Source organism: Mycobacteroides sp. LB1 (assembly GCF_013449725.1).
Taxonomy (GTDB): Bacteria; Actinomycetota; Actinomycetes; order Mycobacteriales; family Mycobacteriaceae; genus Mycobacterium.
Genome location: NZ_JACCFF010000001.1, coordinates 1,378,723 through 1,396,899, shown reverse-complemented (window position 1 = coordinate 1,396,899; position 18,177 = coordinate 1,378,723). Strand labels below are relative to the sequence as shown.

At 66.1% G+C, this 18,177-nt stretch carries 21 protein-coding genes; 13 read left to right on the top strand and 8 right to left on the bottom strand.

Features of this window, described 5'->3' with window-relative positions:
* Positions 1-13 precede the first annotated feature (13 nt).
* Entirely contained in the window at positions 14-832 is an 819-nt protein-coding gene (locus tag MLB1_RS06985; RefSeq protein ID WP_180748912.1) for an isocitrate lyase/phosphoenolpyruvate mutase family protein, read from the bottom strand.
* A gap of 18 nt (positions 833-850) precedes the next feature.
* Here MLB1_RS06985 and deoC point away from each other — a divergent pair, with 18 nt between their 5' ends.
* A complete protein-coding gene (gene deoC / locus MLB1_RS06980) occupies positions 851-1,555 on the top strand; it encodes a deoxyribose-phosphate aldolase (RefSeq protein WP_180748911.1) in 705 nt (234 codons plus the stop codon).
* Positions 1,556-1,567: 12 nt separating this feature from the next.
* Here the strand turns inward: deoC and MLB1_RS06975 are convergent, their stop codons facing one another.
* Genes MLB1_RS06975 through MLB1_RS06965 form a run of 3 tightly spaced genes read right to left on the bottom strand, consistent with a single transcriptional unit; the run spans position 1,568 to position 4,082 of the window.
* Positions 1,568-2,497 (bottom strand): DUF2993 domain-containing protein, encoded by a 930-nt coding sequence (locus MLB1_RS06975; protein WP_180748910.1) that lies wholly within the window; start codon positions 2,495-2,497, stop codon positions 1,568-1,570.
* 15 nt (positions 2,498-2,512) lie between these two features.
* Positions 2,513-3,301 (bottom strand): carbon-nitrogen hydrolase family protein, encoded by a 789-nt coding sequence (locus MLB1_RS06970; RefSeq protein WP_180748909.1) that lies wholly within the window; start codon positions 3,299-3,301, stop codon positions 2,513-2,515.
* Positions 3,302-3,311: 10 nt separating this feature from the next.
* Positions 3,312-4,082 (bottom strand): class I SAM-dependent methyltransferase, encoded by a 771-nt coding sequence (locus MLB1_RS06965; protein ID WP_180748908.1) that lies wholly within the window; start codon positions 4,080-4,082, stop codon positions 3,312-3,314.
* 191 nt (positions 4,083-4,273) lie between these two features.
* Here MLB1_RS06965 and MLB1_RS06960 point away from each other — a divergent pair, with 191 nt between their 5' ends.
* Genes MLB1_RS06960 through MLB1_RS06950 form a run of 3 tightly spaced genes read left to right on the top strand, consistent with a single transcriptional unit; the run spans position 4,274 to position 7,663 of the window.
* Positions 4,274-4,732, top strand: coding sequence for a lipoprotein LpqH (locus MLB1_RS06960; protein ID WP_180749734.1), 459 nt, complete (start codon positions 4,274-4,276; stop codon positions 4,730-4,732).
* Between the two features lie 55 nt (positions 4,733-4,787).
* Complete coding sequence (locus MLB1_RS06955) at positions 4,788-6,473, top strand: hypothetical protein (protein ID WP_180748907.1); 1,686 nt, start codon at positions 4,788-4,790, stop codon at positions 6,471-6,473.
* On the top strand, positions 6,470-7,663 hold the full coding sequence (locus MLB1_RS06950) for a CHAT domain-containing protein (protein WP_180748906.1): 1,194 nt from the start codon (positions 6,470-6,472) through the stop codon (positions 7,661-7,663). Before MLB1_RS06955 ends, MLB1_RS06950 begins: the two co-directional genes overlap by 4 nt.
* Position 7,664: 1 nt before the next feature.
* Here the strand turns inward: MLB1_RS06950 and MLB1_RS06945 are convergent, their stop codons facing one another.
* Positions 7,665-8,102 carry a hypothetical protein gene (locus MLB1_RS06945; RefSeq protein WP_180749733.1) on the bottom strand — a complete coding sequence of 146 codons (438 nt, stop codon included), beginning with the start codon at positions 8,100-8,102 and terminating at the stop codon, positions 7,665-7,667.
* A gap of 68 nt (positions 8,103-8,170) precedes the next feature.
* Here MLB1_RS06945 and MLB1_RS06940 point away from each other — a divergent pair, with 68 nt between their 5' ends.
* On the top strand, positions 8,171-9,499 hold the full coding sequence (locus MLB1_RS06940) for a hypothetical protein (protein ID WP_180748905.1): 1,329 nt from the start codon (positions 8,171-8,173) through the stop codon (positions 9,497-9,499).
* On the top strand, positions 9,496-10,575 hold the full coding sequence (locus MLB1_RS06935; protein WP_180748904.1) for a hypothetical protein: 1,080 nt from the start codon (positions 9,496-9,498) through the stop codon (positions 10,573-10,575). Before MLB1_RS06940 ends, MLB1_RS06935 begins: the two co-directional genes overlap by 4 nt.
* Positions 10,576-10,589: 14 nt before the next feature.
* Here MLB1_RS06935 and MLB1_RS06930 read toward each other — a convergent pair whose 3' ends face one another.
* A complete protein-coding gene (locus MLB1_RS06930) occupies positions 10,590-11,105 on the bottom strand; it encodes a DUF2505 domain-containing protein (RefSeq protein ID WP_180748903.1) in 516 nt (171 codons plus the stop codon).
* Positions 11,106-11,115: 10 nt separating this feature from the next.
* Positions 11,116-11,619: a DUF2505 domain-containing protein gene (locus tag MLB1_RS06925; protein ID WP_180748902.1), complete on the bottom strand. Its 504-nt coding sequence runs from the start codon at positions 11,617-11,619 to the stop codon at positions 11,116-11,118.
* 98 nt (positions 11,620-11,717) lie between these two features.
* On the opposite strand from MLB1_RS06925, the gene MLB1_RS06920 reads away from it, so the two are divergent.
* The 5 genes from MLB1_RS06920 to MLB1_RS06900 are packed head-to-tail and all read left to right on the top strand — an operon-like array spanning position 11,718 to position 15,972.
* A complete protein-coding gene (locus MLB1_RS06920) occupies positions 11,718-12,803 on the top strand; it encodes a UDP-N-acetylmuramate dehydrogenase (RefSeq protein WP_255485739.1) in 1,086 nt (361 codons plus the stop codon).
* A gap of 40 nt (positions 12,804-12,843) precedes the next feature.
* The gene (locus tag MLB1_RS06915) at positions 12,844-13,620 is read left to right on the top strand and encodes a prolipoprotein diacylglyceryl transferase family protein (RefSeq protein ID WP_180748900.1); all 777 of its coding nucleotides are present in this window, start codon (positions 12,844-12,846) and stop codon (positions 13,618-13,620) included.
* Positions 13,617-13,955, top strand: a complete 339-nt coding sequence (locus MLB1_RS06910; protein ID WP_180748899.1) for a hypothetical protein — start codon at positions 13,617-13,619, stop codon at positions 13,953-13,955. The genes MLB1_RS06915 and MLB1_RS06910 overlap by 4 nt, the downstream gene beginning before the upstream one ends.
* A complete protein-coding gene (locus MLB1_RS06905) occupies positions 13,952-14,407 on the top strand; it encodes a hypothetical protein (RefSeq protein WP_180748898.1) in 456 nt (151 codons plus the stop codon). The genes MLB1_RS06910 and MLB1_RS06905 overlap by 4 nt, the downstream gene beginning before the upstream one ends.
* An 11-nt stretch (positions 14,408-14,418) precedes the next feature.
* Positions 14,419-15,972 carry a radical SAM protein gene (locus MLB1_RS06900; protein WP_180749732.1) on the top strand — a complete coding sequence of 518 codons (1,554 nt, stop codon included), beginning with the start codon at positions 14,419-14,421 and terminating at the stop codon, positions 15,970-15,972.
* Here MLB1_RS06900 and MLB1_RS06895 read toward each other — a convergent pair.
* A complete protein-coding gene (locus MLB1_RS06895) occupies positions 15,861-17,099 on the bottom strand; it encodes an MFS transporter (protein WP_180748897.1) in 1,239 nt (412 codons plus the stop codon). The genes MLB1_RS06900 and MLB1_RS06895 overlap by 112 nt on opposite strands.
* An 86-nt stretch (positions 17,100-17,185) precedes the next feature.
* Between MLB1_RS06895 and MLB1_RS06890 the strand changes: the two genes are divergently transcribed.
* Together MLB1_RS06890 and MLB1_RS06885 are read left to right on the top strand one after the other, a co-directional pair.
* The gene (locus MLB1_RS06890) at positions 17,186-17,665 is read left to right on the top strand and encodes a helix-turn-helix domain-containing protein (RefSeq protein WP_180748896.1); all 480 of its coding nucleotides are present in this window, start codon (positions 17,186-17,188) and stop codon (positions 17,663-17,665) included.
* Between the two features lie 21 nt (positions 17,666-17,686).
* On the top strand, positions 17,687-18,169 hold the full coding sequence (locus MLB1_RS06885; RefSeq protein WP_219602577.1) for a hypothetical protein: 483 nt from the start codon (positions 17,687-17,689) through the stop codon (positions 18,167-18,169).
* Positions 18,170-18,177: the final 8 nt, after the last annotated feature.

The window sequence follows — 18,177 nt, the reverse complement described above, 5'->3', positions numbered from 1 at the left end:
GGCGGCAACAGGTCTACGGAAACAGAGCGTTGGCTTCGCGGTAGGGGATTGCATCATTCACGAATCCGAAGGTGCCGTGCTGTGCGATCTCCCGCGCGCCGTCGACGAATGCTCCCAGTGCTGCGCGTGCCATCGCTGACCCGAGACTGATCCGGCGCACACCCCACTGCGCGATCTCCTCGACCGAGTGATTCAGCACGAACCCCGTGGCGAGGAGATTGACCGGGCGATCTACCGCCGCGCATACGGCGCGAACGGCGTCGGCATCGGGAAGGCCCGGCGCATACACCACATCGGCGCCCGCCTCTGCGTATGCGATCAGCCGGGCGATGGTGTCCGCCAAATCCGGCCGGCCGTAGAGGAAGTTCTCGGCGCGGGCCGTCAGCGTGAATGGAAACGGCAGATCGCGCGCCGTGTGCACTGCGGCGGTGATGCGGTCCACCGCTTCCGTCAGCGGGTAGATCGGGGCGTCGGGCCGTCCGGTGGCGTCCTCGATGGACCCGCCGACGAGTCCCGCTGCTGCTGCCGTGCGGATGGTCGCGGCGATGTCTCCAATGTCGGGCCCGCCGTTCTCCAGATCGGCCGAGACGGGGAGGTGAGTGGCCGCTGCGATGGCCGCTGCATTGGCCAGCGTCTCGTGTTGGCTGATCAGGTTGGCGCCGTCATGCCTCCCCAGTGCGAAAGCCAGACCGGCGCTGGTGGTGGCCAATGCGGAAAAGCCATAGCCGGTCAGGATGCGTGCGGTACCGGCATCCCATGGGTTGGGGACCACGAACGTCCCGGACTGATGAAGGGCCGCGAACGCGACCGCACGCTCATGCTGGGAGGTCATGTATGCGACGCTAGCTCTATGACTGAGCCCATGACGGATTCGGCAGGCACGCCAGCGGTTTGGCCCACACGGAGGGAGGTGGCCGCGCTCATCGACCACACTCTGCTCAAGCCCGAAGCGACGCCCGATGATGTGCGGGCCCTCATCGCGGAGGCCACCGATCTCGGGGTACTGGCGGTATGCGTGTCACCGTCGATGCTGCCTGTGGATGCCAAGGGGTTGGTTGTCGCGGCGGTGGTGGGATTCCCGTCGGGAAAGCATCTTTCGTCCATCAAGGCACATGAGGCGGCGCTAGCGGTGGCGGCAGGTGCGACCGAGATCGACATGGTGATTGACGTGGGTGCGGCGGTGGCCGGTGACTTCGCGGCGGTGCAGGCCGATATCGAGGCGGTCCGGCGTGCGGTGCCGGCGGTAACCCTCAAGGTCATCATCGAGTCCGCGGCGCTGCAAGAGCACTCCGGTGCCGAGGCGATCCGTGCGGCATGTCGGGCGAGCGAGGCCGCCGGAGCCGATTTCGTGAAGACCTCCACGGGATTTCACCCGTCCGGGGGAGCGACGACGCATGCCGTGCGGATCATGGCCGAGACGGTCGGGGATCGACTCCAGGTCAAGGCGAGCGGCGGCATTCGGACATCACAGGATGCCGCGGCGATGCTCGACGCCGGCGCGACCCGGCTGGGCCTCTCGGGCAGTCGGAGTGTCCTCGACGGGTTCCTGCTCTAGGTCAACGCGAGGCTAGTACGAGAGGTTCTGCAGGCAGGGATTCTCAACCGGCTTCATCGGCTGATTGGTGCTCGACAGTTTCACCGTGATGCCGTCGTTGGTGACCTTCACCTCTTGGGCCTTGAGCCCCATGGGGTACTCGCCGCCCACCAGCCCCTTGGAGAACGTGTCGAGTGCCGGCTGGATGATCTCGCGGGGTAGGCCGATGAACGCGGACACGTTCTCGGACTGCAGTGTCACCATGCCGTCCTTGATGACGGGCTTGGTGGTGATCTGTGCCAAGCCTCCGGCGGCGCTCAGGGTCACCTCGCCGGTCGACTCGTTCGTGGTGGCATCGCCGACCATCGAGCCGAGCATTCCCGGCACGAGGGCCCGGGCGCTCTCGGTGATACCGGAGGTCGGCCAGGAGACCTCGACGTCGAGGCGACCGATAGTGCCGAGCGAGTCGGCCGTCTTCTTGAGCGAGATATCGCGCACCGTGATGGCGACGGTCATCTTCTTGGCCTGCGCGATCTGATTGCCCGCAGTCCTGATCGTGAGCTTGTCGATGTGGTCACCCAGGTACTGGAACACCAGCGGGGTAGCGCCGAACGACGCCGTCGCACCATCCTGCACCAGGCACGATGTGGCGGCGTTCACCTCGGTGCTGGTGCGCTTGCGCGCATACAGCTCGATGCCGAGGACCGCGGCCAAGGTCACCGCGACGACGATGACGGCGATCAGTATCAGCGACCTGTAGTCGCGATCCTTCTTCGGTTTGGGCTCGGGTTGGGGTTGGGGTTGGGCGGGCTGGGGTGTCCCGCTCAACGGCGGCGGCGGCTCGGCCGGGGGCGGGGTCGGCGGCGGCACGACGGGCGCCTGCTGGGTCGACGGCTGCCACGGCGAAGGCTCGGGAGGTGTCGATCCGGAGGGGCCCTGCGGCGGCTGAGGCGGTGTCGTCACCCGCGCGATTGTGCCCTATTCGGCTGAGGACGGGTTAAGGACCGGCAAGATCCGGCGGGTGTCAGCGACCGCGTCCAGATCCAGGTCCGCAAGGATGAGCTGCGGGTCGGGTCCGGCCTGGGCAATCAGTTCTCCTGTCGGCGAGGCGAGCAGGCTGCCGCCGATCCCGGTCGGTGCCCTACTCGCCGGGGTTTCCAGGCTCGGCAGGGCTTGGCCGGCGGCGGCGATAAAGCTTGTCGAGTCGGCCGCCCGGGCGCGCGCGAGCAGAGTCCACTGATCCCATTTCTCGGTCCCCGCACCCCATGAGGCGCTGACGGTGATCAGCTGTGCGCCGCGACGCGCCAGATCCGTATAGAGGTCGGGGAAGCGGATGTCGTAACACGTCGTCAGTCCGACGCTGACCCCGTCGACCTCTATGAGGACCTGTTGGCTGCCGGGCGCGACGGTCGCCGATTCGCTGAATCCGAATGCGTCGTAGAGGTGGATTTTGTTGTAGTGCGTGTCGGCCGCGGGGCCGGTCGCCAGCAGCGTGTTGAACACTCGCCCGTCGGGCGCGGGGGTGAACATTCCGGCGACGACGGTGAGGGCTGCTTCCTGTGCAATCGTGCGGACCCCGTCGGCCCACGGGCCGTCCAAGGGTTCGGCGACGGGCCGGAGTGGTACGCCGAACCGGCACATGGTGGCTTCCGGGAATACCACCAAAGCAGCGCCCTGGTCGGCGGCATCGCGCACCGTGGCCGCGACCGTGGCCAGGTTCTCAGTGGGATCGGCGCTGCTGCTGATCTGCGCCAACACTATCCGCATAACCCCAAGCCTAGGTTACTGGCGCCACTGCTGACCATGGTGTCGTCAAGATGCAATCGCGGACCTGCCGTCGTTGCCGCTCGACGGGAAATCCATTGTCGCGCAATGATTTCAGCATCATGCGCCAGCGGACCCTGGGCCCGAAAACGCCGTGTGGGGCCGCCGCCGCCCACTGCCTGTCGGCGGCGGCGAGTAGGTCGTGGATGGGTTGTCCTGGAACATTTTGGTGGATAAGGGCTTTCGGTAACCGTTCGGCGAGATCGGATGGTTTGTCGATATCGAACGGATCGCACGCCAGCGTGAGGGTTCGTGGTCCGGAGGCGTCCAGTAGTAGCCATGCGCACCGACGGCCCAGTTCGTCGCAGGTGCCCTCCATAATGAGCCCGCCGGGCGCCAGCCGGGCGGTCATCGTGGCCCAGGCGTTCGCCACCTCCGACTCCGGGTACTGGCGCAACACATTGAACGCACGCACCAGAACTGGTGTGTGGCCTGCTAACTCGAAGCCGCCGAGACCGAAGTGGACCCCGTCACGTGCCGGAACCACCCGTTCGGGGTCGATCTCCAATCCCACCACCCGGACATCGGACCGCACCGTCCGCAGTCGCGAGGCCAGCTCGAGTGTGGTGGTGGGCATGGCGCCGTATCCCAGGTCCACCACCAGTGGGTCGGCGGCGCCGGTGAGCACGGAGCGCACCGCGTCATGGTGGACGAGCCAGCGGTCACTGCGGCGCAGCCTGTTGATCCCGGTGGTGCCGCGGGTGATGGCGCCGATGGGTTTCACGAAGCTGCCGCCGAGCGCGCACTGGGGTACGCGGTCTCCCGTGAAATGTGTTCGCAGCTGCGCACTCGGCGAAGGTATCAGTGCCAGCTGCCTGCGGAAACTGCGACTTCTTGGGATCGGTAGCGCTTCGGCCCGCCTTCACTTGAGCCATGACGGAGCCATCGGGGCGACGGACGACGAAGGGACAGATGATGAATCGAGTGATCGTGGGTGCCATGGGACTTCTCGCCGCCGGTGCGGTGGTGGTCGGCTGCTCGACCGACAAGCCGAGCGGCTCGCAGGTGAGCACCGGAACCAACGCCGAGGTGAAGGTGGACGGCAAGGACCTCGCCGGCCTCGACCTGAAGTCGGTGACCTGTGTCAAGCAGGGCGGCAAGATCAACGTCGCCAGCGGCGCCGCCAACGGCCAGCAGGGCCTGGGGGTCGTCATGACCGACGAGGCGCCTCCCAAGGTGCAGTCGCTGGGTCTGGTGTACGACGGGGCCGCGCTGGCGGTCAGTAACGGCATGGGGGCCAGCGTGGGCTCCGCCGATGTCAAGGTCGACGGGAAGACGTACACCATCACCGGCGAGGCCACCGGTGCCGACGTCAAGAACCCGATGGCCGGGATGATCACCAAGCCGTTCACCATCAAGGTGAGCTGCGGCTGACATCCCGACGGCGGCGGGCGTGCATAGCGCGCCCGCCGCTTCTTACTATGCGGAGGTGACGATCATCGGCGACCTGGAGCGCGCTCGTCACCTGGCCTTGGCGGCCAAGGAAGAGGCCGCCAAGGAGCTCCTGCTGTCGCTGCTGGCCCAAGCCGAGCAGTCGGACCGTGACGATGTCGCGCTGGAGGTGTTGGCGCAGCTCGGCGAGATCTACCTGGTGCGCACCGCATACGACGGCGTCGTGGAAGGTATCCGGCGGATCCGCGAGTGCCTGGCCACTTATACGGAAATTCGCGCGGGCCATCGACCCGATCTCGCCGAGCGTGTCGCCATGTCCGGCACCGAGGTCGACCAGATGGTCTGCCGGTACACCCGGCGCGCGGAATTCCTGGCCGCCGGATTGGCCGCGGCCAGCGGTGATCACGATGGTGCCGCCGTGCATCTGCGGGCGTTGGTCGAAACCGTCGGGAACTTCGAGAATTTGGCCGCCGAGCACCGCGGCCTCATCTGTCACGCCAGGATTTTGATCGCCAGGGGTCTGTGCGATGACGACATGTACGCGGACTCGGTTCCGGTGTGGGTCGAGGTTCTCGATCTGCTCGAGGAGTATGCGCGCGAGGGCGGCGCCGAGTCCGATCACCTGTTTGTCCACGGTGCACTCTCCTATGGCCGGTTCTGTGTCGAGACCGGCCGGCTCGACGAGGCGCAGCCGTGGCTGCGGCGGGCCGAGGCGCGTGCCGGGGCGCGGGACTGGCAACTGGCTGGTGCGCGGGCGCAGTTGGAACGTGCCGCGGCCCGGTGGGCGGACGGCGATATCGCCGAAACTCAGACGCTGGTCCACCAGGCATACCCGGCGATCGCCGAGCATGTCCGGGCGCATGACGTGTCCCGAAGCTGGCTGTACTTCGGTCTGATTCGGTTCAGGATGGGCGCTCTGGACGAGGCCGACGAATGCTGGGGCCATGCCGAGCGGCACTGGCGGGAGATCGACAAGCCATTGCATATTCACCGTATTCTGTTACAGCGCAGTTGGATTGCGATTCTTCGCGGCGATTTCGCCGAGGCCGTCGAGAAGGTGGCGCAGGCTCGGGAACTGTTGGACTCCTACCCGCGGCACAGTTGGCTGCAATACGCCCGTCTCGACGACCAGCTGGGCAACATCTGGCGCGCCGACGCGCTCGCCGACCTGGGCCTGGATCCCGGTACTGGGACGGTGTCCGGTGGCGCGGACCGTCCCGGATACCAGCGCGCGATGTCCAAGCTCCAACAGGCCGCGGACCTCAAGGTTCCGGCGGCGTTGGCGGTCGACGCGGTGCGCTATGCGATCTCGGACGCGGGGGCGCGGATGCGCTGGGCCAGGTGTGTCTCGGCGCCGATGCTGGCAGGCGCCTTCGCGGTGGCGAAGGAATGGGACAATGCCGGGCTGGTCAGTGAGTTGATTGAATACCACAGCGCGCGAGGGGCTTTCACTGCGGACCTGGGTGATGGTCAGGCAGGTCCGTCGGCCGGTGCGTGGGCTGCCACGGCCACCGCGGCGGTTCCCGTCGAGGGTGACCTGGCGCTCGTCGCCGCGGCACCGCCGGTACAGGCGGACGGGGGGCTCACCCGCCTCGGGCCGCTGCCGCCGTTGCGGATGGACCCCGCCGGTGAGCAGATCATGAGCGGCTACCGGGAGCTGGCCTGGCAGCGGTACGGCCGTGAGGTCACCGCCGCCGACGACGAATGGTCGACGTGGCCATGACAATCACCCTGGTTCTACGATTCGCCGACGTCGGTATCGCCACCTACGCCAGCCTGCGGGTGGTGGGGGAGCCGTCACGAACGGTCACTTGGGCAATAGGGCAGCCGCTGCTGGAAAAGGCCTGCGATGCACTCTATTCCGCGTTGCCGGATGCGTCTGGATCCGAGACCGCGCTCATAGCCATTGAACGGGCTTTGACCACAGGGGCTTTCACAAGCCCGGATGCGGAACTCGAGCTGGCCCGCGTGCTCGGGACCGAGCTGGTGGCTGCCGACGGCTGGAAGCTGTTGTCCGAGTGCGCGTCATCTCCGCGGGCAGTGCTGTTCGTGACACCGAGCCCGCGATTGGCCCGGGTGCCTTGGGGGCAGCTGGCCGTGCCGGGGGCGGATGGTTTCCGATTGATGGAGCTGGTCGATGTGCTGATGGCCGTGCCGCCGAACATCGTCCACGCGCCGCGGCAGCCGGTGCGGTGGAGCGATCGTCATAACGGTCCAGCAGTGCTACTGCTGGACCCACGGATTCCCGGACAGCGACCGGATTCGACGCTGGGTTCGGTGCTGGGCCGCCCCTCGCCGGAGGCTGCGTTGACTTGCCATTTCGGGGAGCTGATGGTCAGTCATCGGGTGCTGCCTGCGGTCGGTGCACCGGTCGAACTGTTCCGCCGAACCGATATCGACCGCCATTGGCTTGCCGAGGTGTGTGCGCAGGACCCGGCCCGGCTGCTCTACGTGGGGCATGCCAGCGCGGCTGAGGGCGCTGTCGGCCACGCTGAGCGGGCTGCCCTGCACCTGGCGGAGGATCGTCCGTTGACCGCGGCAGACATGATGGCCGCGCGGCTTCCGATCCCGCCGCGAGTCGCACTGTTGGCCTGCTCATCGGGAGGCGATTACCGCTTCGACGAGGCGACCGGACTGGCCGCGGCGATGATCCTGGGTGGGGCGGAGTTGGTGACCGCGACCCTGTGGTCGCTGCCGACCGCTGCGGCTTACAGTCAATTTGGCTCGTACCCAACAGATCCCATGGCCGATACGGTTGCCGGTGTCGACCGTGCGCACCGGGAAGTTGACGCCGGTCGCGCGGTGAACCGCTGGCAGCGGGCTCAGTTGCGGCGCTGGCGGGGCGGTGATCGCGCGGCCAGCCCATTGCATTGGGCGGCTGTAGTCAGTTTCGCCGTCGACGGTGCCCGCTGAATCAGCCGGCGCGCACCCGGACCGCGATGATGCTGTGGTCACTGGGCCGGTAGTACGCGTCGATTACGCTGCCCGGTGCCATCTTCGGCAGCGTGGACGCGGGTATTACCGCGGTTTCACGCGCCGGGAACTGGCCGCCGTCCGGCCTGGTCACCATGAGGTCCAGTTGTACCTCGCGGCCGGGGCCGGTGACGCTCAACCCGGTGACCACCCCGCGGGACCGGGTGCCCTCGCCGATCGCCGCGCGCCGCGCCTCGGTCAGTAGCCGTTTGCGGATCAGCAGGTGATCGAATTCGGCGGTGAATTCCTCGATGGTGACGAGCCGCTCGTCGGCCTCTTCCTTCGGGTGAACGGGTGTGTTCCGGCGGCCGGATAGCACAGCGACGCATCCGTCGAAGACCCTGGCAATGGTGAGAAGTAGTCCTGTGGTCATGTCGATAGCGTCGACCCGGCCGGTGGCTACCGAACCCAACTTTTGGCCGGCCGACAACGATTACCCTTGTGACGGTGAGCATCGGGTCGGCAGCATCCGAGGCCGCCGTCTCGCTACAGTCGGCGGTGCCGCGTCGTGCCGTGATCGATCGGGCCTGGCGCGCGATCGGCTCTGGTGTCGAGGTGCTCAGCGCCGACGACGGCGGACCGCTGCGCCGGACGGTGAAACGGATCCTCGACCCGCTGGTGCTGCGGCTGCGCAGCAATACCGCCTTCTCGGCTCCGGTGCTGGCACCCGAGGTGGCCACGGCTATGCACGCCCTGATCGTGGGGCGTGGTCCGCAGTTGCGGGCCACGGCCGACTGGTTCGTGATGCTCAAGACCGAGCGGCGTAGGCAGCGCATCACCACCGGCAATGCTCAAGAGCTGTACTTCCCGGTGTGTTTTGAATTGGCTGTCACCAAGGGCGTTCCGCAGGTTGCGGATCAGCGCACCGCGACGGAGGTTCTGCACGATCTGCACCGCGGTCGCGACCGTACGGCGATCGAGGTGCTCAACCGCCATATCGAGGATCCCGACGTGGTGGCCAGACTCGCCAGGTTGCGGGACCGGAGCTGGCGCGACGTGCGGTCGGACGACGCCATCACGGGCCCCTTCTTCGCAGGTCTCACGACGGTGCTCGGTGCGGCTGGCAGCCATCGTGAGATGACTGCGCGCCAACGGGTTTGGAAGGCACTGATCGCCGACGCCACTCCCTACAATCTCGGCGCAAGCGTGCATGGCACCGTCGCCACCCTGCCGTGGTCCATTGTCGAGATCGGATTGAGTTCCGTTGAACCACAACGACCCCCGGCTATCGACGGCGACGTCGACGGTCACCGTCCGATGGATCGCAGCGTCGTGGATCGGGTGCGGGCCACGCTGCGACGGGCGCTGGACCGCGACGAACTGCCCGACGTTCCGCTGCTGTGTGCCGAAGAGGTCGACCGGGCCTGCGCGCCATGGGGTCTGATGAGCGAGGACAAGCAGGCCGCCCTGCTGGCCGGGGTCGAGATGGCGACGGACCTGCGGCCACTGGGTGATTCGGTGACGACGCGCTACGAACTGTCCGCGCGCGTCCAGGCTCGGCTGGTGAAAGAGGCCTACGTTATGCATGCTCGGCGCTATCTTGTTGCCGGCGAGGCCGTCCACCCCCGGCAGCGACAGGTTGTCGACGACCTGGCCGCGTTCGCTCGGCCGTACCTGAGCCGGTTGTGGGCCAGGTTGCACGGTCGGGATGTTTGGCAGGAATCCTGCGGTGACGTCGATGATCTCCGGTCGCTGCTGGAAGGGGTGGCGCGCTCGGTGAGCCTGGACCACCGGCAGCGGATCAAGGCCATGCTGGAATTGCAGGTCGCCGGATGAGGCTGGCCAACGAATCCGGTTTGTGGGCAACGGGTCCACCGCCTGCCCCGATTCCGGCGGTAGCGGTTCTCGAGGTCAGTGGCGCGGTGTTGTCCTGGCCCGTCGACGATCCCTCGCATCCGCCGGTGCTGGCGTTCACCGATCCGGCGCGGGCCGATTGGATGTGGCGCATTCTCGGCGAGGCCGGACATGTGGCTGTTGTCGAGGCGCTGCGCGACCGCGATCGGACCGAGGTGATCGAGCTGCCGTCGGTGTCGGTGCTGTCCGGGTCGGCGGATTCCTTGCGGCGCTTGGCGCTGGGCCATTGGCTTCGGCGATGGTGGCCGGCCAGTCGTCGCGACGGCATCACCGCGCTGGACCCGGCGGTGCTCGACGCCGAGCTCGCGGTGCTGACGGCGGCGGCCGAGGACTATTTCACCGACGACACCCTGGACGCCGATGTGGTTGGGCTGTTGGCACCCCACGGTGCGGCACTGGGTTCCTATCGGGACCCGCGGGTGGACGCGCTGGTGGCACGGTGTCGCGATCTGGCGGACGAGCTTGGGGTTCGGTGGGATTCGCAAGGCAGCGGGGCCGCGCGGCGTGAGGATTATGCGCTGGCTGCCGGTCTCGGCGACGAGCCCCGATCGCCGGGCACCATCGCCGCGGGCGGTGTGACCATCGCCTGGTCGGATGTGCCGCCGGCGATCTTCGACGCGGCCGAACACAATCTCGACTGGGCGGTCGTTACCGAGGATGCGACGGTAACTGTCCAGGTGCGGGCGGCGGTATCCGGCCCGGATTCCGCCGCAGGCATTCCGGTCTCGTTGCGCTGCGGTGCATTTCACGGAGCGGGCCTGTTGGATGCCGAGGGCGGTGCGGTGCTGCCGGTGCTCGATGCGGACGGTCGGCCCGCCGAGGAGGCACAGGCGTGGAACGCCGACTGGTCGGCGACACGGGTCGGCGTGGGTGGCGGGGGAGCTGCGGAGTCGAGCGAGTTACGCGATCGGGTCCGGGCATTCGCCTGCGCCCGGCTGGCCACGCCTGCTGCCGACGCGTTCCTCGCCGAGCTGCTGGCCGCCGAATCGGACTACTGATCTCGGCGTCGGGGCTAGTGGTGCTTCGAGATCCAGTCGGCGATGAAGCCTTCTTCCACCCGGAATAGATCGTTGATGTGGTGCAGGATCAGATCCTCGAGCTTGCCTCCGATAAACGGGATGTACACCTTGCACGTGCTGGACAGCCGCAGCTGGGAACCCTGATCGGTATCGGATAGCTTGCACACCCCGGTGAAGGCGCCCGGTCCGGCGAGCACCGATGCGCTGTAGCTGCCCACCGCGGCGCCCTTGGATTGATCGAACGGGCCGAACCGCTGCGCCCGGGTGATGATCATGTCGGTGAGCATTACCTTCTGCGCAATCGGCGGCAGGTACATGCGGGGCAGATTCTGTTTGACCACCACGTCGATACCGCGGTCGGTCACCGTAAAGGTGCGAATCTCGGAGATCGGCGTGAGCCATCCGTACGCCGACATCAGGGTTTCCCAGTAGTCCCGGCTCGCGAAGTCCTGGTAAATCTTCTCGGCCGGAGCCGCGAAGTTCACCGTGAAGACCGACCGCCTGGACATCGGACCCAGGTTAGCCGTGGGCGGTGATCCACTCCGAGGTAAATCGCTGTTCGGCAGATAACAGGTCCATGAGTTTTCCGCCGACGAAGCCCTCGATCTTGCCGCCCACCAGGGGGATCTTGACCTCGACGCCTATCTTCATGTCCAGCCGCGAGCCCTTGCCGCCGGGATGCAGCCGGGCGGTGCCGGACAGGGTGACGGGTGCGCCCGATATCGAGCCCAGCACCGTGCCGTCGGATGCACCGCCGGCGATCGGACTCCACTTCTCGGTTCGGACAATATGCAGGTCACCGCGGTGAAACTGGGAGACGATGCCGGGCAGCCGGTCACTCCGCAGCACCTGTGTGGTGACTATTTCGATGGCGCCGCCCTCGGACTTCAGAGAGTCCAGTGTCGCGGTGTCCGCACCCGAGTCGGCCAGACGTTGGTTCCAGTAGGCCTCGTCGGCGAAAGCCGAGTGGACTTGCTCGACGGTGGCCGAGTACTCCACTGACAGGTCAAATGAGCGCGCCATGGGTGGCAAGGCTACCGTTAGCGCCCGTGAGCTTGGATGAGCCGCTTGCGCGAAGACCAGCGGGTGCGGATGAGCCGCTTGCGCGAAGACCGACAACTCTGCCACGGACAACGCGCGCGGAGATCGAGGATCTCGGTGCCGTTGTGGTCGACGATGCTCCGCTTGCCTCGTTGACGACATTGCAGTTGGGGCCGGTGGCGTCGACGCTTGTTCGTTGCGATAGCAGCGCCCAGGTGGCAGGCACGTTGGCGGCACTCGCCGGGCATTCGACTCTGTTGCTCGCGGGTGGCTCGAATCTAGTTCTGGCCGATGATCTTCCGGACCTCATGGTGGTGCATATCGCTTCGGCCGGTGTGACGGTGGACGGGCCGCTGCTGCGCGCGGACGCGGGGACCAATTGGGACGAGGTCGTGGCGCTGTCCCTGCGCGCCGGTCTCGGTGGACTGGAATGCCTCTCGGGAATCCCAGGAACGGCCGGCGCCACCCCCGTCCAGAACGTGGGCGCCTACGGCGTCGAGGTGGCATCGCTGCTGCGACGGGTACGGGTGCTGGACCGGGCCGCAGGGGAGGTGCGCTGGTATGAGGCCGGCGAGCTGGGGTTCGGCTATCGCACCAGCATTCTCAAGGGCACCGATGCGCGCGTGGTACTGCAGGTCGAGTTCGGTCTGTCCACCGACGGGTTGAGCTCCCCGATTCGTTACCCGGAGCTGGCCAAGGAGCTCGGGATCGAGCAGGGGGAGCGCACCGACGCGCTGGCGGTGCGTGAGGCGGTGCTCGGCCTGCGGCGCCGTAAGGGCATGGTGCTCGATGGGGCCGACCACGACACCTGGAGCGTCGGTTCCTTCTTCACCAATCCTGTTGTTGCCGAAGGTGATCTGGACGAAGTCCTGGTGCGCGTGCGTGATCGGTTGGGGCCCGATATCGCCGTACCGCGGTATCCGGCCCAGGGTGGGGTGAAGCTTTCAGCGGGCTGGCTGGTGGAGCGGGCCGGGTTCGTCAAGGGCTATCCGGGTGAGCAGTCGGCGGTGCGGGTGTCGACCAAACATGCACTGGCGCTGACGCATCGCGGGGGCGGGAGCACCGGTGAGCTGCTGGCGCTCGCGCGTACCGTTCGCGACGGGGTGTTGGATGCTTTCGGTGTGCGGCTGGTCCCCGAGCCGGTGCTGGTGGGCTGTTCGCTGTAATGCCCTGCGCGTGCCGCGCCGTGGCTCGTAGAGTGGGCTGATGGGGCTGGGAATCGGTCTGCACGGGCTCTTCGTGGGGCTCGGTGTGCTGGTCGCCGCCGTTGTCTTCGCCTACGAAGCACGTCGAAGAGGCGCTCCCACCGAACAGTCACTGATCGCCGTGGCGGGTGCATTGGTCGGCGGTGCGATCGGTATGCGGCTGTCGGGCTGGATCGAGCACGTCAACCCGGCGTTGAATCCCAGCCTGGGTGAGGCGTGGATGTTCGGGTCGCGCAGCATCATCGGCGGGTTGTTGGGGGCGTATATCGGTGTGTTGGTCGCGAAGCGACTCATCGGGTATCGCGTGAAGACAGGCGACCTGTTCGCGCCCGCGGTGGCGTTGGGTATGGCGGTGGGTCGGATCGGATGTCATCTCACGGAGGCCCCGGGACGGCCGACCTCTTTGCCGTGGGGTGTGCACGCTCCCGTGTCTCGGCCGGAATGCCCGGGATGTTTGGCGGGGGTGGCCATGCATCCGTCGTTCTTGTACGAGATCGCTTTCCAGCTTGTAGCTTTCGCGGTGCTGTGGTGGTGGCTGCGTCCACGCGTAACACATCCCGGTGAGCTGTTTGTGCTTTACGTGTCCGCATATGCGGTGTTCCGGTTCTTTGTCGAGTTCACCCGGGCAAACGAGACTGTATGGCTGAATCTCACACGTCCACAATGGGTTCTGCTGCTGGGTATGAGTCTGGCTGCCTGGAGGTTGTGGCGCGGACACCGTGCGGGCTACTACGACAACATGTTCCGCGGGCGCCTTCCCGAAGCGGTGGCGGCATGAGCTATCCACCACCAGAACAGCCCAAATCCGGTGTGAGCGGCGCGATGATGTTCGCCGGTGCACTCTCATTCATTTTCGGTAACGCCGTATTCGGTTTCCTTGCGCTGATGATCGGCGGATCGTTGGCCGACAGGCACCACACCGGCTTCGAGGTCGTATCCGGATTGGTTGCGGTGATGGGGATTTTGGTCGCGTTTGGGGTGGGTACGGTGCTCATCAGAAAGGGGGGTCGCGACAAGCGCGGTTGGGGAGTGGGACTGATGGTCGGCTGGGCGTTGGTATCCATGCTCACGGTCGGGATCTGTACCGGGCTAAATCCGATGTTGTACCAATGACCACCCCGCCGCAGCCGCCCTCAGAGGGTGAGCAACCGCAGCAGTACCCGTATAGCCACTACCCCTACGGCCCTGGCGGGTATCCACCGCCGCCGGGTTATCCGCAGTATCCGTCGGGTTATTACCCGTATGGGCAGCCGCCACCGAAGAAGAGCGGTGGCGCGGTTTTGGGGATGACGTTCGCCGGTGTCTTCCTCTTCTGGGTGATGACGTTTGGCACGTGGATGCTTCTGGCGAGCGTGATGAGTACATCGTCGTCCGTCGAATCCGGGGCAACGGTTCTGGCCGTGGTGATGTCCGTCATCGGTCTGGGCGGCGGCCTGGCCATGACAGTGTGGGGACGAGACTGGGTCCGCGGCTTGGGTATCGGATTCTTGATCGGGTGGGCAACGGTGGCGATTACGACGGGGTTTGTTGTGGGGTGCATTTCGATGTTGGAGGGGTTGGAGTAGCCATGGCGGGAATGGGGCTGCGCGGGGACCGGATCCTGCGGTACGTCAACGCTTTTTGTCCGCGCTGCCATGAGGAGAACCCGGAGCGTCCGTTGGCGGAGGTCGACCGGCTCTCCGGCTGGCTCGCGCACCGTGACGATCGGGTGTGGCTCGAACGCGCCTGCCGTGTACACGGGTTGGTGCGCACCCTGTACGACGAGGACGCAGAGATTCTCGAGTACCTGGAGGAGTGGACGGCCCCCACCAAGACTCATATCCCTGATGTGCCGGGAAATTTCGATCCGATCCCCATGGCGTATCTGCGCGGGCTGCCCGAGATGCAGACCCAACACACTTGCATCCTGCTGGCCGATATCACCGAGGCGTGCAATCTGCGGTGTCCCACCTGCTTCGCCGATTCCTCACCTGATCTGCGCGGGGTGGTACCAGTCGAGCGGGTGCTGGCCAATGTGGACCAGCGTCTGGCCCGCGAGAACGGCCGGCTGGATGTGTTGATGCTCAGCGGCGGCGAACCCACCGTCTACCCGAATCTTGCCCGGCTGCTCGACGAGCTGATGACTCGGCCCATCACCCGAATTCTCATCAACACCAACGGAGTGCTCATCGCCCGCGACGATGCGCTGCTGGATCTACTGGCACGTCACCGGGAACGTGTGGAGGTCTACCTCCAATACGACGGCCCGTCCGCCGACGCCTCACGACACCATCGCGGTGGTGACCTGACGAGGATCAAAGCCCAGGCGGTGCAACGGCTCTCCGATAGCGCGATCTTCACGACATTGGTCATGACCGCGGCACTCGGTGTCAACGACGGAGATATCGGCGCCGTCATCCAGCTTGCCCTCGACACCCCGTACCTGGGTGGTGTCTCGATCCAACCGCAATTCGGTTCGGGCCGAGCGGGTGCGATCGACCCCGTCGAGCGGCTCACCCACACCGGGGTGCTGAAACGTCTGGGCCCGCAGACCGGTGACGTTGTCTCGTGGCGTGACTTGACGGCACTCCCGTGTTCGCATCCGCATTGCTGCTCGGTGGGATACATGCTGCGCGACGATGCCGGCGTGTGGCGGTCGTTGACCTCCCTGATCGGACACGACCGCCTCAAGGAGAACCTGGGACTGGTTTCCAATCGCATTGCGGATCAGGAGGTTCCACAGCAGCTGCGACTGGCGGTCAAGGAATCGCTGCTGGGACTGCTTTCGGAGCAGTCTTCCCTGTCGCATCCGACTATTGGCGATGTGTGGAAGACCATATGCGACAGTTGCGATTTGGGAATCTCCACGTTGATGACTGTCACCGCCTCGGCGTTACCCGGACGTCGGGCGAAGCTGCGGCGCATGCTCGGCGAGCGAATCGTGCGAATCACCGTCAAGCCGTTCATGGATATGTCCACGATGATCGAGGAACGGCTCACCCAATGTTGTGTGCACGTCGCGACGCATGCCGAGCAGGATCAGTGCGCGCCGTTCTGTGCGGTGCAGGCGTGGCCGGCATTGTCGCGGCAACGACTGTCGGTGTCGGCGGCGGCCGCTGTGCCGGAGCTGGTGCTGTTACCGATCCAATAGGCTAGTGCGCCAAGGCTGATGACGGCACCGAGAACGCAGACTCCGGTCCATCCGTGGGCTGAGTAAACCCAGGTCGACGCGATGGCGCCGGCGGCGCTGCCAACGGAGTAGAACGTCATGTAGGCGGCGGTCAGGCGCCCGTGCAGTTCGGTGTTCAGGCGGTAGATGAGGCTTTGGTTCGCGACATGCACCGACTGCAGGCCGAAGTCGATGATCACGACCGCGACAGCCAACCCGAACAGGGTCCAGGGCAGAGTTGCCGCGAACACCCACGCCGCCAGCATCAATACCAGGCCGCCGCCGGTAACCCGATTCGCCAGGCCGTTATCGCACCACGATCCGGCCTTGAACGCGCCGAGTGCGCCCGCCGCTCCGGCCAGGCCGAACAAGCCGACTTCGGTATGCGACAAGTGATATGGCGCGGAGGTGAGGGGTAGCACCATGGGCGTCAACAGCACCGTGATGGCGGCGAAGATGAGCATCGCGATGATGGCCCGGGAGCGCAACACCGGCTCGTCGCGCAGGAGCCGTAGCGTCGAGATGAGCAACCGGCGGTAGGGCAGCGCCCGGTGTGTGCGGGTGGATTCCGGCAGGGTGCGTGTCAAAATCCCGGCCGTTATGACCGTCGCGACGGCGGCCGCAACGTATACCGATCGCCACCCGAGGAGATCAGATAGGGCGCCGGACACGGTGCGTGCCAAGAGAATTCCGCTGATGATGCCGCCGGTCACGACGCCGACGGCCCAGCCCTGTCGCTGCGGCGACGCATGTACCGCGGTGTAGGTGACCATCACCTGGGTCACCACGGCGAGTGCGCCCACTGCGGTGATACTCAGCAGGAACGCCCATGTGTTCGGGGCTATTGCCGTGGCGGTCAATGAGACCCCCAACAGGACAGTCTGCCCGATGATGAGCCGGCGCTGATCGATGATATCGCCGAGGGGCACGATGAGCAGCAGGCCGATGGCATACCCGATCTGGGTGAGTGTGAGCACGATACCGACTTGTGCTGTGGGCATGTCGAATTGCGCGCCGATGGTATCCAGCAGCGGCTGGGAGAAGTAGACGGTCGCCACCGCGAGCCCGCAGGCGAGCGAGAACAAGACGATGACGGGTCTGGTCAGCACGCGAGCTCCTCGGTACAGTTGGTTTCACTTCGCAACCGTTCGAGCCTTGCATGGATGGTTGCATATTGCAACCAAAGGAGTTGTCGATGGTGGGCCGTGCAAGTCATGCGGAGTCAAGCTGCACCCTGGCCAGGCCGCTGGGTGAGGTCGGGGACGGCTGGTCGCTGCTGATCGTTCGTGACGCATTCGACGGACTGCGCAGATTCGGAGAGTTTCAAAAGAGCCTCGGGCTTGCCAAGAACATCCTGGCGTCCCGCTTGGCGACGCTGGTGGACGGCGGCATCCTCGAGGTGATCCCGCTGGGGGCTCGCCATGAGTATCAACTGACGGATAAGGGCCGCGGGCTGTTTCCCGTCTTGGTTGCGTTACGGCAGTGGAGTGACGAATTCTGTTTCACCCCGGGGGAGCCGCGCGCCACGCTGGTGGACCGCACGATGTCACGCCCGGTGCGACGGTTCGAGCTTCGTGCGGCTGATGGTCGGGCGCTGGCACCGGAAGATACGGCCGTTATCGAATCCGCACCGAAGGACGCGCCCTCTAGTCTGATGGGTACTAAGCAAATTTGACGCAGGGATGTCATAGTCGCCATGTCTGACCGTTCGAGGGTCGCCGACGAAAGAGGGGCCGTGCGGATCGGATTCCTGGCACTACTGGTGTGGCTCGGCATGCTTGCGGCGCCGTTCGCAGCGGCCGATCCTGGGGCGACGTCGGTGGACCCGGCATCTCCGGAGGCCTCCGCGATCCTGGTGCCCGCGATTGCCGACGTGACCGCCCAGCTGGGCAAGCCGGTACGTCTGGATGTGCGCAGCCTCAAGGCGGCCGAAGGCTGGGCGTTCCTCTGGTCGGCGATGCAGGAGCCCGACGGTAGCCCGATCGACTACACCGGTACTCCCTTTGCCGAAGCCGCTGCCAACGGCGTCCTGTCGAAGAAATACGTAACTCTGTTGCATCAAGACGAGCAGGGCTGGGTCATCGTCGATAAGCGGGTCGGTCCGAGTGATGTCGCCTGGGCCGGGTGGGGCGCGCAGTACGGCGCGCCCGCGGCGATCTTCGATATCCCGGTCTACTAGCCGTGGGG